Here is a 16,520-nt window from a genome sequence, read left to right as displayed (position 1 = left end):
TTAATGTGAATGTTCACCAGAGTTTGTCATTTTCGCTAGAATAAAAAACGCCCCTTTAGTAACAATTTTTGAGTCCGTCGGTATTTCCTTTAATAAAGTAATCTCGCTGTATCCTACATCTGTTGTGCCTCTCCTAACGGGTATACGCTCAAACGTTTTTGAAGGTACTGCTGCCTGTGCTTTGCCCTTTTTTTCACTTTCTGTATGCCTGTGACCATGCTCATCGTGTCCTTCTGTTTTATCGTCTCGTTTTTCGACTTCACTGTCATGGTGCTCTTCTTCAGTGTGTGAATCTGTTAAAACAAAAATATAGTCGTTTCCGTCGTGATTGACTATTGCCTCTGTTGGGACAGCCGCAACAGTGGCATTTTCAAGACTCACCAATGCAGTAATATTCATTCCATCTATCAAGCCGGCTTTGTCTCCTTTAACCATCGCGTGAACGGCCAACGCTTTGGCTACATTTTCAAACGTGTTGCTGATTCCAAAAATTTGTGCATCATATTCTTTGCCTGGATTGTTGGTGAGTGTAAAATGTATGGTTTGTCCGGTTTTAACTTTTGGTAGGTCTTTTTCGTAAACATATAAATCAAGGTGAAGTTGACTATTGTCCACAACTTCTGCAACAGGAGTATTCATATCTACAGTACTGCCTATATTAACCAACACTGTACTCACAGAGCCACTTACGGGACTTGTGATGGTTATAGTAGATACGATATTATCATTACTTAGTTTATCAGGATTAATACCAATAATTTCTAACTGTTTCTGCAATGAAGCACGTCGGGTACGAAGCGATTTAAGCTCTGTTTCACTTTGCTGAAAAATTTTAAGCGCACCGGCGTTATTGCTGCTAAGTTCTTTCTGGCGTCTGTACTCAAGTTCAGCATATTGAACTTTGATGTCAAGGGAAAGGTATTCTTCCTGTAAGGTAATAAACTGAGGGTTTGCAATAATTGCAATACTTTGTCCTTTAGAAACAATATTACCCGGCTGCACGAAAATATTTTTCACTACCCCTCCATATAATGAAGTAATGCTGGCTTTATTTTGATTGGGCACTTTTAAAACCCCATTGGCTTTCAATGAAGCTGTAAGCTGCTTTTGTTCAATATTTCCAAACTGGATTTGTATAGATTTTATTTGCTCGTCATTTAATTCAACTGTATTTTCATTTTCATGTCCGTGACTACCTTCTTCCTTATGCTCATCTTTTGAAGCATTACTTTTTTCCCCGCAAGAAACAAAAAGGAGTGAGGCTATTAAGACAGGATATATTATATACTTTATCATTTTATTTATTTATTAAGAAATTAATATTTATTACACTTTGATTAAGCTGGTTGATAGACAATAGGTAATTCATTTGTACATCGGTGGCCGTTTGCAACGCCATTAAGTATTCGATATAGCTTAATTCTCCGCTGTTGAAACCTGTTTCTGCGGTATTAGTCATCGTGGCAACATTAGCTAATGCCTGTGTCTTGTAGTAGTTGTATTGCGAAAGACCTTGATTATACTGTTGCAAGGCGTTTGCAAATTCAGCGTGAAGTACCTGCCTGCCATTATCTGCCTGTTTTTGTAATGCCTGCTGTCGGTAACCGAGGGATTTAATACGGGCAGTATTGCTGAAGAAGGTAATTGGTAAGCTAATGCCCACATTTACACCGGTGAACCTTTTGCTTTTGTCAAAGAAAACATCGTTACCGCTGATGTTTTGAAAACCAACGAGTGTTTGATTAAAATAGCCTACAGTAAACTCAGGCAATGCCATAGATTTTTCTATTTTCTTATTATTTTCGGCAACTATAGCATTCTGATAAAGTAATTTAAGAGTTGGGTTATTATTAGCGGCGGCTGTATCAACCGATGCGGGCAAAATAAGTGGTTCAAATATAGAGACTTGCGAAACGTAAAACTCCTCGCTGCTATTCATCAGCACTTTCAAGGTATTGTATGAAATTGTAATATCCGTTTGATTTTGCTTAATCATTTGCTTAAGCTCACCGTGTTTTGTTTCCGCAGTCGTTTTTTCTAACAGGTTTGTTTCACCGGTTTGATACCGCAATATTGCAGCCTGAGTGAAACTGGTATAGAGACTATCGAGGTGTGACAATTGTTTTTGTTTTTCATTCAGGTACAAAAGCTGATAATAATAGGACTTGACTTTTGCTTTTATTTCGTTAGCGGTCACATCTAATGAAAGTTCGCTTTGTTTCAGTTCAGCATTAAAGAGGTCTGACCGTGCGGTATAATATGTAGGAAATGGTATGCTTTGTGATAACTGAAGATTATTATCTTTATTCACACTGTTATATTGCCCATACTGAAGCAAGAAGTTGGTTTTTGGTAACTCGAATACCGATTTCTTAATACTTGCCGATGATTGTACGTTTAATTGTTGCGACTGAATTTCGAGGTTGTTTTTTAGGGCTATCGAAACAGCTGCATCTACGGTGAGGCTTTGGGGCACATTTTGTGCGTTAACCAAGCCAAAAGGCACCACCAGAAAAGCTATTGCAGCCATAGTTGCGGGTGCAGACTTAATTTTATTTTTTGAGGCAAATATTATGTACAATAACGGAAGTACAAACAATGTAAGGAGAGTTGCAGTAACTAATCCTCCAATAACTACCGTTGCCAAAGGTTTTTGAACTTCTGCCCCTGCTCCGTGTGAAATGGCCATTGGCAAAAAACCTAATGAGGCTACTGTGGCTGTCATCAATACAGGGCGCAACCGTATTTTAGTGCCTTCAAATACACGCTGCACAACATCATTCATTCCTTCTTTTTGTAACTGGTTAAAAGTGCCTATTAGTACTATACCATTTAATACAGCTACCCCAAACAATGCAATAAAGCCAACACCAGCAGATATACTAAAAGGCATATCTCTTAAAAGTAAGGCAAATACTCCCCCAATAGCTGCCAGTGGGATTGCTGTAAAAATAAGGGCCGCCTGCTTTATGGATGTAAAGGTGAAGTACAGCAGCATGAAAATAAGTGCTAATGCAACGGGTACTGCAATCATTAACCTTGCTGATGCCTTTTGCAGATTTTCAAATGTTCCGCCATAAGTGAAATAATACCCCGAAGGCAATGTTACATCAGCGTTTAACTTATTCTGTATATCCTTTACTACACTTTGAACATCCCTACCTTTTACGTTGAAACCAATAACAATTCTTCTTTTCCCGTCTTCACGGCTAATTTGTGCAGGACCAATTTTCATTTGTATGTCTGCAACTTGTGATAAAGGAATTTGGCTGCCATTGGGAGTAGAGATGAAAAGGTCTTTTACATTTTCAATACTTTGGCGGTGTGCGCTATCAAGCCTTACTACCAAATCAAATCTTCGCTCGTTTTCATATATTACACCGGCTGCTTCACCTGCAAATGCTGTGCTTACAACGTGGTTAATATCATCAATGTTTAATCCATAAGATGCAATTTGTTGCCTATTATATTGTATGGTTATTTGAGGCAAGCCATCAACACGCTCAACAAGAGGTTGGGTAGCTCCATCTGCCTGCCTTATCACACTGGCTACTTTATTGGCGTAGTTCAATAATGTGTCAAGATTTTCTCCGAAAATTTTTACAGCAACATCCTGTCTAATTCCCGTCATAAGCTCATTAAAACGCATCTGTATCGGTTGATTTTTTTCAAAAAATACGCCCGGTATTGCCTCTAATTTTTCAATCATTGCATCAGCCAATTCTTCATAATTCCTGCCTGATGTCCACTCATTTTGTGGTTTCAATACGATAATGATGTCTGTTGCCTCAGGGGGCATAGGGTCTGTGGGCACTTCCGCTGCTCCTGTTTTTCCTACAACCATTTTTACTTCCGGAAACTCTTTTATTATTCTTGAAGCCTGCATTGAGGTTTCCATACTTTGGCTCAGTGAAGTCCCCTGTGGCAGTATGCAATGAAAAGCATAATCACCCTCTTGCAGCGTAGGTATAAACTCTCCGCCAAGGCGCGAAAACACAAGCAGGCTGATTAGAAACGCAAAAGCGGTTATTGTTATTACCACATATTTAAAGCGTATAGCTTTGCGTAGCACCGGCTCATACACCCGCTGGAAAAAATCCATCATTTTATCAGAAAGAGTTTTTTTATGTGTTATTAGCTTGGGCAGAAATAACGCGCACATCATTGGGATATAAGTTAATGATAGTATTAATGCCCCAAGAATAGCAAAGCCCACAGTTTGCGCCATAGGCCTGAACATCTTGCCTTCAATACCAATTAGAGTAAGAATAGGTATATAAACCATAAGAATAATTATCTCACCAAATGCGGCACTACTCCTTATTTTTGAAGCGGATAGAAATACTTCATTGTCCATTTCGTCCTGAGTAAGTTTTGAGAGTGATTTTCGCAATCCAAGATGATGCATTGTGGCTTCTACTATAATTACCGCCCCGTCTACAATAAGCCCAAAATCTATAGCTCCTAAACTCATCAGGTTGGCACTGACACCAAATACATTCATCATAGCAAGGGCAAACAGCATTGAAAGGGGGATGGCTGAAGCTACAATAAGTCCTGCACGGAAGTTGCCTAAGAAAAGTACTAAAACAAAAATTACAATCAGTGCTCCCTCAATCAGGTTTTTTTCAACTGTATTTATTGCACGGGTAACAAGGTCTGTGCGGTCAAGATAGGGTTCGATTACCACGTCAACAGGTAATGATTTTTGGATTACCTCCATTTTTTCTTTAACACGGGATACTACTTGGGCGCTATTGGCGCCTTTTAGCATCATTACCACACCACCAACAGCATCAACCTTCCCGTCAAAGGTCATTGCACCATATCGAACGGCATTTCCAAATTGCACATTTGCGATGTCTTTTATAAGTATTGGAATTCCTTGGGAATTTGTTTTTACGACAATGTTTTTAACATCTTCTAACGAAGATGCAACCCCGATACCTCTGATAAAATATGCATTAGGTTTTTTATCTATATATGCCCCACCTGTGTTTTCATTGTTTTTTTGCAGTGCAATAAAAATATCAGAAATGGCAATGTCCATTGCCTTTAATCGGTTGGGGTCAACGGCAACCTCGTACTGTTTCAACCTTCCTCCAAAGCTATTTACCTCAGCGATGCCGGGTGTCCCATACAGTTGTCGTGCTACAATCCAATCCTGCATAGTACGCAGTTCCATTGCAGTGTATTTATTTTCACTGCCCTTTACGGGGTGTATTATATATTGATAAACTTCGCCCAAACCAGTACTAACAGGTGCTAATTCAGGCGTGCCTATACCTTGTGGTATTTTACTTTCAGCTTCTTTTAATCGTTCGTTGATTAACTGTCGGGCAAAGTATACATCTACTTCATCATCGAAAACCGCCGTAATGACTGACAGACCAAAACGTGAAATACTGCGGAGTTCTACCAAATCCGGCAGGTTAGTAATGCTTTGTTCAATGGGAAAAGTAACCAGCTGTTCAACTTCCTGACCAGCAAGTGTGGGGCATATAGTAATAATCTGTACCTGATTATTTGTTATATCCGGTACCGCATCTACCGGCAATTTTTGGGCACTCCAAACTCCCCAAACGATGAGTGCGAGCGTCATCATACCAATGATGAGCTTGTTCTTTATACTAAAAAGAATGATTTTATCTAACATGAAAAAATAAATTAATCGTTACAAACGCGTGTTGAATTGATAACAACAAGACATTGTATAAAGCAGTGCGGCTTTATACAGAATAAAAAAGAAAAAACGATTAACCTATTTTAGGCGGTTGCCAAATAGTATTAAAGTATTGAGAGTAAAAATTATCGCCAAGAACCGGATAAACAATATCAGGAGTGGTGTTTTGCACAAACTGAAATCGGGCTATGGTATTACAAGGTGCGACAGTAGAACAACATGAGCAGGTACAGAATGGAGTACAAGATTCTGACGTATGGTTATGTTCATCATGCTCCATGCCGCCTATATTTTGAAGCGATGATACTATAATATCACATTCTTTATTGTCGCTGCAAGGAATACAAGACAGCGAGAACAGATAGATACTCAATATTATAAGTACATACTTCACTACTGCAAGTATATAAAAAATTTATATGACTTTGAAGAAGAACAACCTCAAAAGTAAGTTAAAAAGATTTTTCAAAATTATTTAGCATGGCTCCAAAATGAATTAAATCAATTTTTTGTATTACTCCGCTTCAAATTCTCCTCCCGGTACTCCCAAATGCTTATATATCATTTCAAGCTCTTTAGGGGTATAATCTTTTGTTTCTCGTTTATCCACTTTCAGATTGGGAACCTGCCTCAACCATTTTTTCATAGTTGGCTCTGATACCCCGTACTCACTCTTTAAAGTGCTTAAATTCTTACTTACCAGTTTTATTTTATGCTCCATTTAGCTGTGTTTTAAAGTATTTTCGCTTTTATTCTACGTTTGACCTTGTCAAACGATAAGATAAGGTAGGTTGACAGGGGCTTCGGCCTCTGTTATTATTTACAGCGGATAATACCTCCCCAACTCTTCGTACAGCAAGTACAATACCCCTTCGTAATACGTTGTAGTCAAAGAATTGAGATGCAACAACACGTTGTTGGTTCATACCCTTTTTTCATCCGTTACCCCGTTAAACACCCACTTGTGTAACAATACTTCTGTTTGGTTGTCATAAATCAACGCGGTTAAGAACGTGCCTTTAAAACGACCCGTTACCAACCGCTTTAAAGCATATAACCCAGTGTCCCCCTTCCAGTCCCTGTATTCACACGAAAACAAAGTAGTGTGCTGCATTCCTTCAGGTAAATGAGCTTTATCTTTAAAGTAGATGATAAGTTTAAACTTCGCATGGGCTTTATAGTCCTGTTGCTGCCTTATAAAATTCGGGTTTTGTTTCATGTTTAGGTCTTTTATTCTTAGGTAGTAAGGTTGTTGTTTGAAGCAACAACACGTTGTTTTTGCAATGCCCATTGTTTTTGGATGTTTGCCATCGCATGGTAAAACATTGCCTCCGCCTCCGGCAGCTTCTTATTTTTAAAGCGGGTTTCCCATTTTCGGTACACTTTTAACCTATCCATGTCGGTCAATAACTCTTTACGGGCTTTGTCTAACTCCAATTCTGCTTTAATCAGTGCCTTTCGTTTGTATTGCAATAGCAGCCATTGTTCGGTTTGTATAAAGCCGTAAGGGCATTTGTTGTCAAAAAAGGTAATCGGGTTCACCAAAAATTTACCTGTTTGGTACTTTTTGGTTTTATCCCCTTCCAAGGGTCGCACTTTCCAAGCTGTTATTAAATCCACCCGTTGTATCAGGGTTTGTTGGTACTTTTCCCATTCATTGCGGGTAAGGGATTGTTTAAAGCTGCCGTACACGTGACCAAACAGCTTGTTTTTGATTTTACGCTCCGTTTCCCCGTCAAACTGATGGTAAGGGTACAGGGAGCTGACAGCATAGCGGTAAAACTCCAGTACCATTGCCAACTGCCAAGCGGGATATTTTTTGGCCGCCGCGCCGCCGCCCGGTTTTTGTTCAGGAAATACGGCTGTGGATAAGGGTGGGTTTTCCACCACAACACCTGCTTTGGGGGTGTTGCAAGAAAAAAGTCCAAGAGCCTTATCCTCAGTAGCCGACAAAGGAGGCTGGCCACTATCTTCTACCCCGTTATCCCCCAATTCACATAGAATTGACCGTGTATTACTCTTTTCTAAAATATGTACAAGACTGCTTTGGCGCACATTTTTCGCTTTAGCGCTGTTTTCAGCACCATCGGAGGTGGGTTGGGTTTCCAACAACACGTTGTTGGGGCTTTGAGGGTCGTATAATAGTATCCACGCAGGTACGGTTAACTCGTAATCGGCTTTTGTCCCCCGAAAGGTCTTTTGTACTATTCCCATTTTCTCCAACTTGGATAGGTGGTTTAAAATGGTGCGTTTGTCCACTTTTACAAGGTGGGCTAACCGTACATTGTTCATGCGGCAGGGTATGGGGTTAACCGTTAAGCAGCCTACACGGTTGTTTTGGCGTACATAGGCATCGCATACTTTTAACAGGGTAAGGAACAACCCGCCCCGGATACGTTCTTTGGGTGAGGCTGCTTTTAGGTTAACATCCTTTACAAACTGGTTGAGGTGTTTGCGTACCTCTGCTATATCTATCCTGCGGTAATCAAAACCGTCTATGGGGTTGGGGTGGGTGTTTTGAGCGGTGTTCATATAAACAACGTGTTGTTGGCGTGGTGTTGGCTTTTAAAAGGTACTTTTGCAGTCTCCCTTAATTAACTTAACTACTTACACCAAGCGGCAAAGGGGGCTAATCAGCCCCCCGCGCTTGCTTATTATTCACTTGCTTGTGAGGGTATAATTAAAAATGAGGTCTAATTAGAGCAGGGTCATACGGCCTGTTTCATTAGCATCTCAAGGATTGTTTTCATAATTATGCTGCAAAAGTATCGGACAAAACGCAACAACTAAAAGTTGTATTTTATGAATTATTTATGTAATAAAAATACCTTTTTTGATAGCAATGACAAACAGTAGCAACCTGTAACAAAAGCTAACAAATACGAGTACTTAATAGCCCAAAAAAATGAGTTAAATTTATAAATAACTAAATATATGATAACGTATAACAAATGATAACAAATACTGTGTTTTTTTGTAACTAATAACGCGCAGTAATACAGTTAATTAGGGAATTATTGTTCATAAGGGTATTTGTCGTGTTTTTTGACTGTCTCAAACGAAGGAGTGTTCAATTTCTCCTTTCGTGTTCTATCGCAGGGTTTGTGATACTGTTTTTTCAAGGTGTAATATCCAAGTCTTTCAAAATGCCTGCGCTCAATATAAGCTGTTACCTTTCCTTATACTTTTTAGCCTCTTGTCTGATTTCGTCTGCTGAATTTTGACGTTTGGATTCCAAGTCCTCTTTACGAAATAAAATGGCTTGTCCACGCTTGAAAAAGGGCACTGCCCGTTCTGAGGTTAGATGATACAACCTGCTTTTTGAAAGGCATAAATAGGAGGCAGCCTCTTTTACTGTCAAAGGCTTATCAATATGAATCGGATGCCCCTGCATCTTGCGGTTGATTTCTGCCACCTGTTGGGAAAGCGTATCTAATTTTTCTGAAAGTTCGTTGAATGGATTTGCTGCCATTTTTTGTTTAGGATAATGGCAGCAAATATTTAGCAAAAACTATATGGGGTGCCCTAATGGGGTGGGCACCCCATATCAAATTTTTTATCTTTGATTTCGAGTGTTTTAAAACATGGGGTGGGCAAAAATTAAAGGCATAGGGCACCCCATGTTTGTAATTCGTCGCTTTTGAACTTCTTAAAACCTACTCTTTTGTGTTTGTGGTGAGACGTTTGTAAGGTTCATTTTTGACCAATCCATTAAGGCTAAATCGGTCTTATTTGCTCTCATAAATACATAGCATCATTGATTATAGATTATACAGAGGACGATACAACCAATACACGGTAAAAACAACACGTTGTTGCAGGTGTTGTTTTATTAATAAATTATTAGTTAATTAGTTATGCTTATTTTGAAAAACACGGCGTTGAAAAATTACCAACACGACGTTTTTACAAGTGTTTCATTAGTAATGTGTTAATTTTTAATAAAAACACGGTGTTTTTAGGATTATTTACGTAATTGTTTTATAGTTAGCTGATTAGCTCGTTTTTGGCTGCAACAACGTGTTGTTGGAAAAGTAGCCTTAATCCGTCTATACGTTGACACGGATCGATTAGCCCACTAACAGTTTAGATACTTCGTCCAATTCATCATTTTTGAAGCTGTCAAGGTACGTTTGGGTCATCCGTTCAGAAGAATGCCCCAACATATTTTGGATTTTCGCAGTAGCTACGTCTTTCCTTAATAGTTGCGTGGCAAACGTGTGCCTTGCCATGTAAAAGGTTACATTCTCCCCAAGTTCCAGTTCATCGGCAATAGTTTTAAGGCATCTATTAGTCATAGAAAGTTTGAGCTCAATACGATTAGCCATCTTTGAAGCAGTGTTATATTTATCAGGGTCAAGAATAGGGAAAATGTAATCCTCGGCAGGAGGGATAACATTCTCCCCGTATTTAAGATGTTTGTAATACTCTATTACTTTTAAAGCGGGTGCTAATAATAAGATATTATGCAGCTTTCCTGTTTTGGAACGGTTGTACACCAACCTGCCGTTGTAGATGTTTTTCCATTGCAGTTTGGCCATATCAGTAAAATTCATGCCCCAACAGTAATAGGAAAAGGTAAAGAAGTTAATAGTATCGTGCTTACTTGTACCTTCCTCGGCTTGATAGCTAAGTAATTTTTCTAATGTGTCTTTGTCAAGAGAGCGATGCTGATACTCAGGGCGCAAATGACTCAGACTGTATTCTAAAAACGGGTTGTTATTCTTTTTAACCACCCTATCAAGTATAGCTTTACCAACAATAGCCTTTAGTTTATTTAGTTGCGTTTTAACGTATGAGATTTTGAACCCGTTGGCTTTTAGGTATTGTTCGTATTTCGTCAAAAAGGCAACGTCAATATCTGAAAAGGTCAACGATTGGTTGTTATTAGTAAACCGAAGTATTGAATACTTAACAGTACGGTAAGTACTTCGTGTGCCAATGCGCCCTTGTTCTTTTAGTTCAGCAAGCAGTTTATCGCAAAACTGAACGAAAGTCATTGAAGGTTTGTTATCCTTAATTATCTCCCGAACAGTTCCGGCTGAAAACCCTTTCTTTTGACGTTGCAGTTCGAGCAATTCCGTTTGGGCATCTAACAAGCGTTGGCCTAAATAGATGTTTAACTCGTTGTGCAAAGGGTGCTTCTTAGTGGTAAGCCCCGCAGCCGCATCCCATTGGGATACTTTTGCGGTTTTTCCTGTGAAGATAAACTTAGACTTACGGTTGACCGTTATTCTTATAACAATAGGGTGAGTACCGTCGGCTAATGTTTTTGCAGTTCTGAGCAGTAATTTTATGGTCGCCATAGTTTGTTGTTTATCCTATGTTGCACCCTAAATCGGTACAACATGGGTACAACAAATATAACAAAAAGAGACAAAAAGTAACAAATGAAAAAGTCTGCTATCCGACAAAAAATTCAGTAATAACAAAGGATGACAAAAGTTAACAAACTTATACCGAGCTTCTTCGGCGGTTTCATTTTTGTTAAAAAAAAGAGCCTTTAGCATACTATAATCTTTTTCAACTACTATTTAAAAATAAATATAGCCATTGTAAAGTAGTTTTCACTCACTTTGTTACCGAATTAGTAATCATTTCCTGCAAAACACTCATGTCAATATCCGTTAACTTGTTGATGTACAAGCAACCAACACCTGTTTTGTGTTTGCCCAGCTTAGCAAGTGCATCGCCTTGTTTTTTTATATCCATGGTAAGGTACAGCGAGATATTGGCCTTGCGGGGAGCAAACCCAATCTTAAACCAGTCTACTTCCCTACCCGTTGCCGGACTTTTGTACCGCACATTGCCAAAACCAATCATTGAGTTACCCCAAATGGTAGGCTCCTCCCCTGTTGCTTTTTTCATCAGGTCTAAAATCACCAAGCAATCGGTGCGTTTTTGTTCCTCGCTGATGTTGTTTATAAACTCCGCCACGCTCATAGCGGTGGGCTTGGTTTTTATTTCTACCAGTTTTGATTTAGGTGTGGGCATTGGTTTTAATAATTAAATTCATTAATTGTTCTAAAAATTTTTCCAAATCGTATAGAGTTCTTCAACTTCAGATGGACTAAAGTATGCACCAAACAACCGACAATTAGAAAAATAAGCCATACATTCACCAAACTTTAAATATTGAGATTCGGGGATTTTTTTGTTTTTCAAACACTTATTTAATATAGCTAATCGCTTATTTTCATCTTCAGCGACAATTCTATCTATATGTTCGATATTTTCTTTCGAGAACCTTTCAAGAACTATTTCAAGCTTTCTGATCTCAGACCAGTGCTTTCTCGCCTCCATTGCTTGATGCACATTACTAAATCGGTTTTTATCTAATGCAAATAACAAAGGGTCTTTTCTTTCAAAGTCAATACTGTTTTTCTTTAATTCAGCCCAAAATATTTCTGTATCAGGGTGAATACTCTCATGCCAGTATGTTAAAAAATCATTAGTTAATGACTTTAATTGATAAGAATTTATATTAGGATTATTTACAAAAAACTCTCTATAAAACTTTGTACTCTCTTTAAATCTTAGTTTTGCGTCTTTGTCAAAAAAGCTTGAAGATTCTATTACCCTGTTCCCTATATCAAGGGCGTGTATTAATTGTTCTTTATGACCCAAAGCATTTAATTTATTTTTTAATTTTTACGCATTCTGTCTCCTCACCATTTCCCCAATCCATATCGGGGCAAAGGGCGAAGTACAGCCTTTAGAAACGGGGTAATCGCGGTAAATGCCCAGCTTCTCCCCTATTGCCAAAGCGCGTTCGCGGTATTGGGTATGGTGTATGCCAATATTGGCAAGGGTGGTGTTCATGGTCCATTGCACTTCGGGCGCAGCGGTAGGCATTTCCATTTCTATCCTATCCAGCAATGCGGGTATATCTACCAACTCGGGTTGGCGGGCCACACAGCCTGCGGTTAGGCTCCACCCTGCACGAGCGGCCATTGTATCGTCGGTTTGCATCCACTCTTGGCGCAGGGTTTCCCTATCTGCTCTGTCTTTAAGTATGTAAGAATGTAGCCAGTCGGCCACCCACGTATATTTCTCCGATTTTACCCAGTGGCTTATCTCGTCGTACGTTAGCTTTTTGGGGTTCACAATTAAAATAGCTACTTGCCTTGCATCTGTATTTCCTGTTTCCCAAAGTTCAAGGGCAAGGGCATGGTCGGTTTTTATCTTTTTGGCTACAGTGCGTATATCGCCCATTTTTACGCCAAACTGGTTATCGCCCGCGCCACGCTTTATGTTTTGTTCGCGCAGTTTAGCATTGCCAAGGGCTTCCAGTTGGGTAAGAACTTCTTGTACAGTCATCATCTGTCTACTTCAGTTTATAAATATCGTCCAGCATTTTGTATTCGTTTCTACAAATGGTGTACACGGGGTTTCCTGCACCATCAATCATAACTCCTACACTTTCATCTTCGGCTAAAGGAAAATGAATGGAGTATGTCCTGCCATCGTTCAGCTTAATGCCGTAGGTCTCAACAAAGTTCTTAATTTCAACAGAGTTTTGTGTGTACGCAAAATTGCTCGAATCGCCCGCCTCGTCTTTAATCTTAAAGTTTTTAGGTAAAAACTCTATCTCAAACTTCTTCCCTTCGGGGTTAGTGGCTTTCCACTTACCTTGGTAAGTATCAGACCCGCTGCATGAAGATAAAATCAATACAAATAGAATAAGTAATAGGTTAAGGTTTTTAATTGACATCAATGTATAGGTTATGTTTAATTTTAACTGTATCCGAATTCCAAATATACTAATTCAGCCTATTAACTCTAAGAGTCGTGCTTTACTATTGATTACCCAGTTTTGGCTACAACAAACGTAGATTAGGTTACAGCCGTGTTTTACTGTACACTGACCTTTGTACCCATATTAATAACATAAAACACAGCTATCACCTTTAGAATTAAGGAGATCAGTATCTTTAGCCAATTTTTAAATAAATCATTAAAGCTATTATAACCAATACAAGTACAAGAATCCCTATCCGAATAAGCGATCTGTTCAATTCAGCTTTATTTTCCTTGTAGTCACTAACCTTATAAAAATAAACAAGTTGCGCCAATGCGTTCTCAGGTTCAATTTGTTGTATGATTTTGGTTATCAAATCGGACTCCTTAGCTTCAAAACTCATTGAATCTAATCTTAGCCATTCTGTTTTGCATAACTCGTATTCTTCATTTGATAGTGAAACACGCGATACAAGTATTCGTCTCTCACTCAAGGTTTTTAGCCCTTGTGAGATTATCGTCGATAAACTATTTCCCTTGGTTTTAATTTCAGTATAAATGTCTCTGCCCAGTTTGCCCACAAGATACCGTAGGTCTGTATCAGTAGAGTCTACTACACGAACTTTAGGGCTAAAAGTATATAATGTTGCTTGTTTAATGTGGTGCGGATCAATACCAAACTCTTGCATTGCCAGCGCAAAACCATCTTGTGCAATATCGTTTTCAAGTGTTAGGCCCAACAATTCATCCCCATAGTGTATAAATTCAGAACCTGACATTGTAAAGTTAGATTCATACAGGCTCCCGTTTTTTCTGTAACTAAGGCTAAAAGCCATCGCTGATTCTACAAAATAATAGTATAAATAATCGGAGGGGATTTTGTTTACTGAGGTATTGGAAAACAGTTTTTCAGCAAAATTAAAAAAGCCATCCCCAAAGCATAAAGCGCTACTTTGCCCATCGGATACTAAGGCAATGTCCCAAGTGTTAAATCCTTCAAATAGCAAATAATAATTACAGTTTATTGTGGATGTGTTGACTATGCTTCGGTCAAAAAGTTCTTCCAAAGTTTTGGGTATATCGGTTTGAGGCATTCGCACAAACAACCCTGACATTGTAATTCCCATAGAATAATATTTTAACCGTAAAATACTTTTTTTGAGCTGTATAAACTAATCATCCAACCCCTTCCCTGCCATAATTTGCGGGATATATTTTTCTATTCTGGCTTCACGGGTCTTGGCCTGCTTAGCCGAAGCAAAGTGTAACAGGTATCCTCGTTGCCTTCCGGGTGTAAGCGCTTCAAACGCGGCTTTTAACCCGGGCATTTCATCCAATTTAGCCTGAAACTCCTCAACCACTGTAAACTCCGTTGTTTTCTTAAACGTTACCTTTAAGCCCGCATTCTCTACTTCAATCGCCTCATATATGTAGGCTTTTAATACGGGTTCAAGTTCAATAATCTGTTGCAAACCAGTAAACCTTGCCTGCCTTTGGGCTTGCACGTTTTCAGTTTGTTGTATCAATATGCCTTCCGTGTCCTTTAATAACGCGCCTTTAAAAAACAACAATGCACAATACTCCTTAAACCCGTGTATCAATACTATGTTATTGCCCTTAAATGTGTAACACGGTGTGCCCCATTTCAGTTCCTCGGTAAGTCCCCAATCAAGCAATAAAGAGCGTAGTTTTCCGTACTCTTCCTTCCATTGCTTTGCTTTGGTAAAATAGAAATCAACTTTAGGGTTCATTTTATACGTTTGTGGCCGAAGTTTTCCTATCGGCAGGTCTGAAATACCAAGATACAACAGTAAGCACTAATAATAACGCCGGACCGAATACCTGTAAACCTCCGTGCCCTACGGCAATGTGCGAAATTAATGCTCCCGACATGGCAAAAAAGAAACCCGCATAGGCCCATTCTTTCAATACCGGAAGCTTTGGCAGTAGCACCGCCACTACCCCGGCAATTTTCCATGCGCCTATAATGGTCATTAGGTATAATGGATAACCTAAACTGTTAAAATTATCTATTTCTTCCTGCATTTTCATCAATTGTACAATGCCTGTAGATACCATACCAAGCGACAGCCAAACTGTTGCTATCCAATAAATTATTTTGTGTGATTTTTTCATGAGGGTTTATTTTATGTTGTTAACTATTTCTTGCAATCGGTTGTGAGCCATATTAATTCCTTGAGCAAATGGTAGTTTCAGCATCGCGTCCCTGTGTTCCACTGATTTATATACAATTTGCATGGTTAGTTTACTGGTATTTTCTGTTAACGCCTCAAACGTAAAAAACTCAAGTTGCACAGGGAAAGGGGTGTTTTCCATCTCAAACGTGCGGGTAATTTTTTGGTCAGGCTCAAACTCGTGTATTGTGCCGTTAAACCCGTGTTGATTGCCCATAGGGTCAGTAGTAATGTATTGATAACTGCCGTGCCGTTTACATTCCAGCCTCACCACTTTGGTTCCCATCCATTGTTCCACTATTTCAGGCTCTATATATGCTTTAAATAGCAGGTTTACGGGCAAATCAAATTCTCTTGTTACTATTAACTCTTGCCTGTTGGTTTCGGCATGCACTTTTGTTTTGCGTTCCATGTGTATTAATTCTTTGGTTTATAGTTTTTCATAATGCTTTCTAATGTATTAAACCTGTCGTCCCACATATTGCGGAATGGCTCAATAAAATCTGCTATCTCTTTCATCTTTAAGGCATTCAGGTGATAATAAATCTCCCTGCCGCTCTGCTCCTGCCTTAGCAGCTCACATTCGGTAAGTATTTGTATGTGCTTGGATATGGTTTGCCTTGATGAGTCAAAATTATCAGCAATGGCTCCCGGAGTCATTGCATTAATGGCCACCAACGTAATAATTGCCCTCCGTGTAGGGTCGGCTATGGCCTGAAAAACGTCTCTTCTTAATTCCATTTGCAGTTATTTGACTGCAAATATAAATGCAGCTATTTAACTGCGCAATAAGAATTTCAAATAGAATTTATATTATATTGAATATTAACACTATAAATAAAAAAGGTTTGAGGTGTTACCTCAAACCTTTTGAAGAAAATTCACCCAAAGGGGGACAATCA

17 protein-coding genes are annotated in these 16,520 nt (G+C 39.0%); all 17 read right to left on the bottom strand.

The window, feature by feature from the left end; translation table 11 throughout:
• The 17 genes from F9K23_18225 to F9K23_18145 all read right to left on the bottom strand — a co-directional run bounded on the left by F9K23_18225 (nucleotide 1) and on the right by F9K23_18145 (nucleotide 16,359).
• Nucleotides 1-1,296: an efflux RND transporter periplasmic adaptor subunit gene (locus F9K23_18225; GenBank protein ID KAB2912962.1), complete on the bottom strand. Its 1,296-nt coding sequence runs from the start codon at nucleotides 1,294-1,296 to the stop codon at nucleotides 1-3.
• A gap of 1 nt (nucleotide 1,297) precedes the next feature.
• Complete coding sequence (locus F9K23_18220) at nucleotides 1,298-5,656, bottom strand: CusA/CzcA family heavy metal efflux RND transporter (GenBank protein KAB2912961.1); 4,359 nt, start codon at nucleotides 5,654-5,656, stop codon at nucleotides 1,298-1,300.
• Nucleotides 5,657-5,756: 100 nt separating this feature from the next.
• Nucleotides 5,757-6,077 (bottom strand): hypothetical protein, encoded by a 321-nt coding sequence (locus F9K23_18215; GenBank protein KAB2912960.1) that lies wholly within the window; start codon nucleotides 6,075-6,077, stop codon nucleotides 5,757-5,759.
• 120 nt (nucleotides 6,078-6,197) lie between these two features.
• Nucleotides 6,198-6,404 (bottom strand): DUF4248 domain-containing protein, encoded by a 207-nt coding sequence (locus tag F9K23_18210; GenBank protein KAB2912959.1) that lies wholly within the window; start codon nucleotides 6,402-6,404, stop codon nucleotides 6,198-6,200.
• A gap of 201 nt (nucleotides 6,405-6,605) precedes the next feature.
• Nucleotides 6,606-6,902: a hypothetical protein gene (locus tag F9K23_18205; GenBank protein ID KAB2912958.1), complete on the bottom strand. Its 297-nt coding sequence runs from the start codon at nucleotides 6,900-6,902 to the stop codon at nucleotides 6,606-6,608.
• A gap of 17 nt (nucleotides 6,903-6,919) precedes the next feature.
• Complete coding sequence (locus F9K23_18200) at nucleotides 6,920-8,215, bottom strand: winged helix-turn-helix transcriptional regulator (GenBank protein KAB2912957.1); 1,296 nt, start codon at nucleotides 8,213-8,215, stop codon at nucleotides 6,920-6,922.
• A 637-nt stretch (nucleotides 8,216-8,852) separates the two neighbouring features.
• Nucleotides 8,853-9,155, bottom strand: coding sequence for a helix-turn-helix domain-containing protein (locus F9K23_18195; GenBank protein ID KAB2912956.1), 303 nt, complete (start codon nucleotides 9,153-9,155; stop codon nucleotides 8,853-8,855).
• 598 nt (nucleotides 9,156-9,753) lie between these two features.
• Nucleotides 9,754-10,989, bottom strand: a complete 1,236-nt coding sequence (locus F9K23_18190) for a site-specific integrase (GenBank protein ID KAB2912955.1) — start codon at nucleotides 10,987-10,989, stop codon at nucleotides 9,754-9,756.
• A 265-nt stretch (nucleotides 10,990-11,254) separates the two neighbouring features.
• Complete coding sequence (locus tag F9K23_18185; GenBank protein KAB2912954.1) at nucleotides 11,255-11,677, bottom strand: DUF1801 domain-containing protein; 423 nt, start codon at nucleotides 11,675-11,677, stop codon at nucleotides 11,255-11,257.
• Between the two features lie 30 nt (nucleotides 11,678-11,707).
• A complete protein-coding gene (locus tag F9K23_18180; protein KAB2912953.1) occupies nucleotides 11,708-12,310 on the bottom strand; it encodes a hypothetical protein in 603 nt (200 codons plus the stop codon).
• 24 nt (nucleotides 12,311-12,334) lie between these two features.
• A complete protein-coding gene (locus F9K23_18175) occupies nucleotides 12,335-13,003 on the bottom strand; it encodes a DNA alkylation repair protein (protein ID KAB2912973.1) in 669 nt (222 codons plus the stop codon).
• A gap of 7 nt (nucleotides 13,004-13,010) precedes the next feature.
• The gene (locus F9K23_18170; protein ID KAB2912952.1) at nucleotides 13,011-13,397 is read right to left on the bottom strand and encodes a hypothetical protein; all 387 of its coding nucleotides are present in this window, start codon (nucleotides 13,395-13,397) and stop codon (nucleotides 13,011-13,013) included.
• A gap of 220 nt (nucleotides 13,398-13,617) precedes the next feature.
• Entirely contained in the window at nucleotides 13,618-14,550 is a 933-nt protein-coding gene (locus F9K23_18165; GenBank protein KAB2912951.1) for a hypothetical protein, read from the bottom strand.
• A gap of 45 nt (nucleotides 14,551-14,595) precedes the next feature.
• The gene (locus F9K23_18160) at nucleotides 14,596-15,174 is read right to left on the bottom strand and encodes a hypothetical protein (protein KAB2912950.1); all 579 of its coding nucleotides are present in this window, start codon (nucleotides 15,172-15,174) and stop codon (nucleotides 14,596-14,598) included.
• Between the two features lies 1 nt (nucleotide 15,175).
• Entirely contained in the window at nucleotides 15,176-15,559 is a 384-nt protein-coding gene (locus F9K23_18155; protein KAB2912949.1) for a DoxX family protein, read from the bottom strand.
• Between the two features lie 6 nt (nucleotides 15,560-15,565).
• Nucleotides 15,566-16,030 (bottom strand): ATPase, encoded by a 465-nt coding sequence (locus F9K23_18150; GenBank protein ID KAB2912948.1) that lies wholly within the window; start codon nucleotides 16,028-16,030, stop codon nucleotides 15,566-15,568.
• A gap of 5 nt (nucleotides 16,031-16,035) precedes the next feature.
• Nucleotides 16,036-16,359 (bottom strand): winged helix-turn-helix transcriptional regulator, encoded by a 324-nt coding sequence (locus F9K23_18145; protein ID KAB2912947.1) that lies wholly within the window; start codon nucleotides 16,357-16,359, stop codon nucleotides 16,036-16,038.
• Between the last annotated feature and the right edge of the window lie 161 nt (nucleotides 16,360-16,520).

The sequence above is a fragment of the Bacteroidota bacterium genome, assembly GCA_008933805.1.
Classification (GTDB): Bacteria; Bacteroidota; Bacteroidia; order UBA8524; family UBA8524; genus SB11.
Note: the sequence above shows the minus strand (reverse complement) of the source record. Positions and strands in the feature narration are given on the sequence as shown.

Excerpts from the sequence above, each read along its gene's own strand:
- F9K23_18225 (KAB2912962.1), bottom strand. The coding sequence starts at position 1,296 with ATGATAAAGTATATAATATATCCTGTCTTAATAGCCTCACTCCTTTTT.
- F9K23_18220 (KAB2912961.1), bottom strand. The coding sequence starts at position 5,656 with ATGTTAGATAAAATCATTCTTTTTAGTATAAAGAACAAGCTCATCATT.
- F9K23_18210 (KAB2912959.1), bottom strand. The coding sequence starts at position 6,404 with ATGGAGCATAAAATAAAACTGGTAAGTAAGAATTTAAGCACTTTAAAG.
- F9K23_18205 (KAB2912958.1), bottom strand. The coding sequence starts at position 6,902 with ATGAAACAAAACCCGAATTTTATAAGGCAGCAACAGGACTATAAAGCC.
- F9K23_18200 (KAB2912957.1), bottom strand. The coding sequence starts at position 8,215 with ATGAACACCGCTCAAAACACCCACCCCAACCCCATAGACGGTTTTGAT.
- F9K23_18195 (KAB2912956.1), bottom strand. The coding sequence starts at position 9,155 with ATGGCAGCAAATCCATTCAACGAACTTTCAGAAAAATTAGATACGCTT.
- F9K23_18190 (KAB2912955.1), bottom strand. The coding sequence starts at position 10,989 with ATGGCGACCATAAAATTACTGCTCAGAACTGCAAAAACATTAGCCGAC.
- F9K23_18185 (KAB2912954.1), bottom strand. The coding sequence starts at position 11,677 with ATGCCCACACCTAAATCAAAACTGGTAGAAATAAAAACCAAGCCCACC.
- F9K23_18175 (KAB2912973.1), bottom strand. The coding sequence starts at position 13,003 with ATGACTGTACAAGAAGTTCTTACCCAACTGGAAGCCCTTGGCAATGCT.
- F9K23_18170 (KAB2912952.1), bottom strand. The coding sequence starts at position 13,397 with ATGTCAATTAAAAACCTTAACCTATTACTTATTCTATTTGTATTGATT.
- F9K23_18165 (KAB2912951.1), bottom strand. The coding sequence starts at position 14,550 with ATGGGAATTACAATGTCAGGGTTGTTTGTGCGAATGCCTCAAACCGAT.
- F9K23_18160 (KAB2912950.1), bottom strand. The coding sequence starts at position 15,174 with ATGAACCCTAAAGTTGATTTCTATTTTACCAAAGCAAAGCAATGGAAG.
- F9K23_18155 (KAB2912949.1), bottom strand. The coding sequence starts at position 15,559 with ATGAAAAAATCACACAAAATAATTTATTGGATAGCAACAGTTTGGCTG.
- F9K23_18150 (KAB2912948.1), bottom strand. The coding sequence starts at position 16,030 with ATGGAACGCAAAACAAAAGTGCATGCCGAAACCAACAGGCAAGAGTTA.
- F9K23_18145 (KAB2912947.1), bottom strand. The coding sequence starts at position 16,359 with ATGGAATTAAGAAGAGACGTTTTTCAGGCCATAGCCGACCCTACACGG.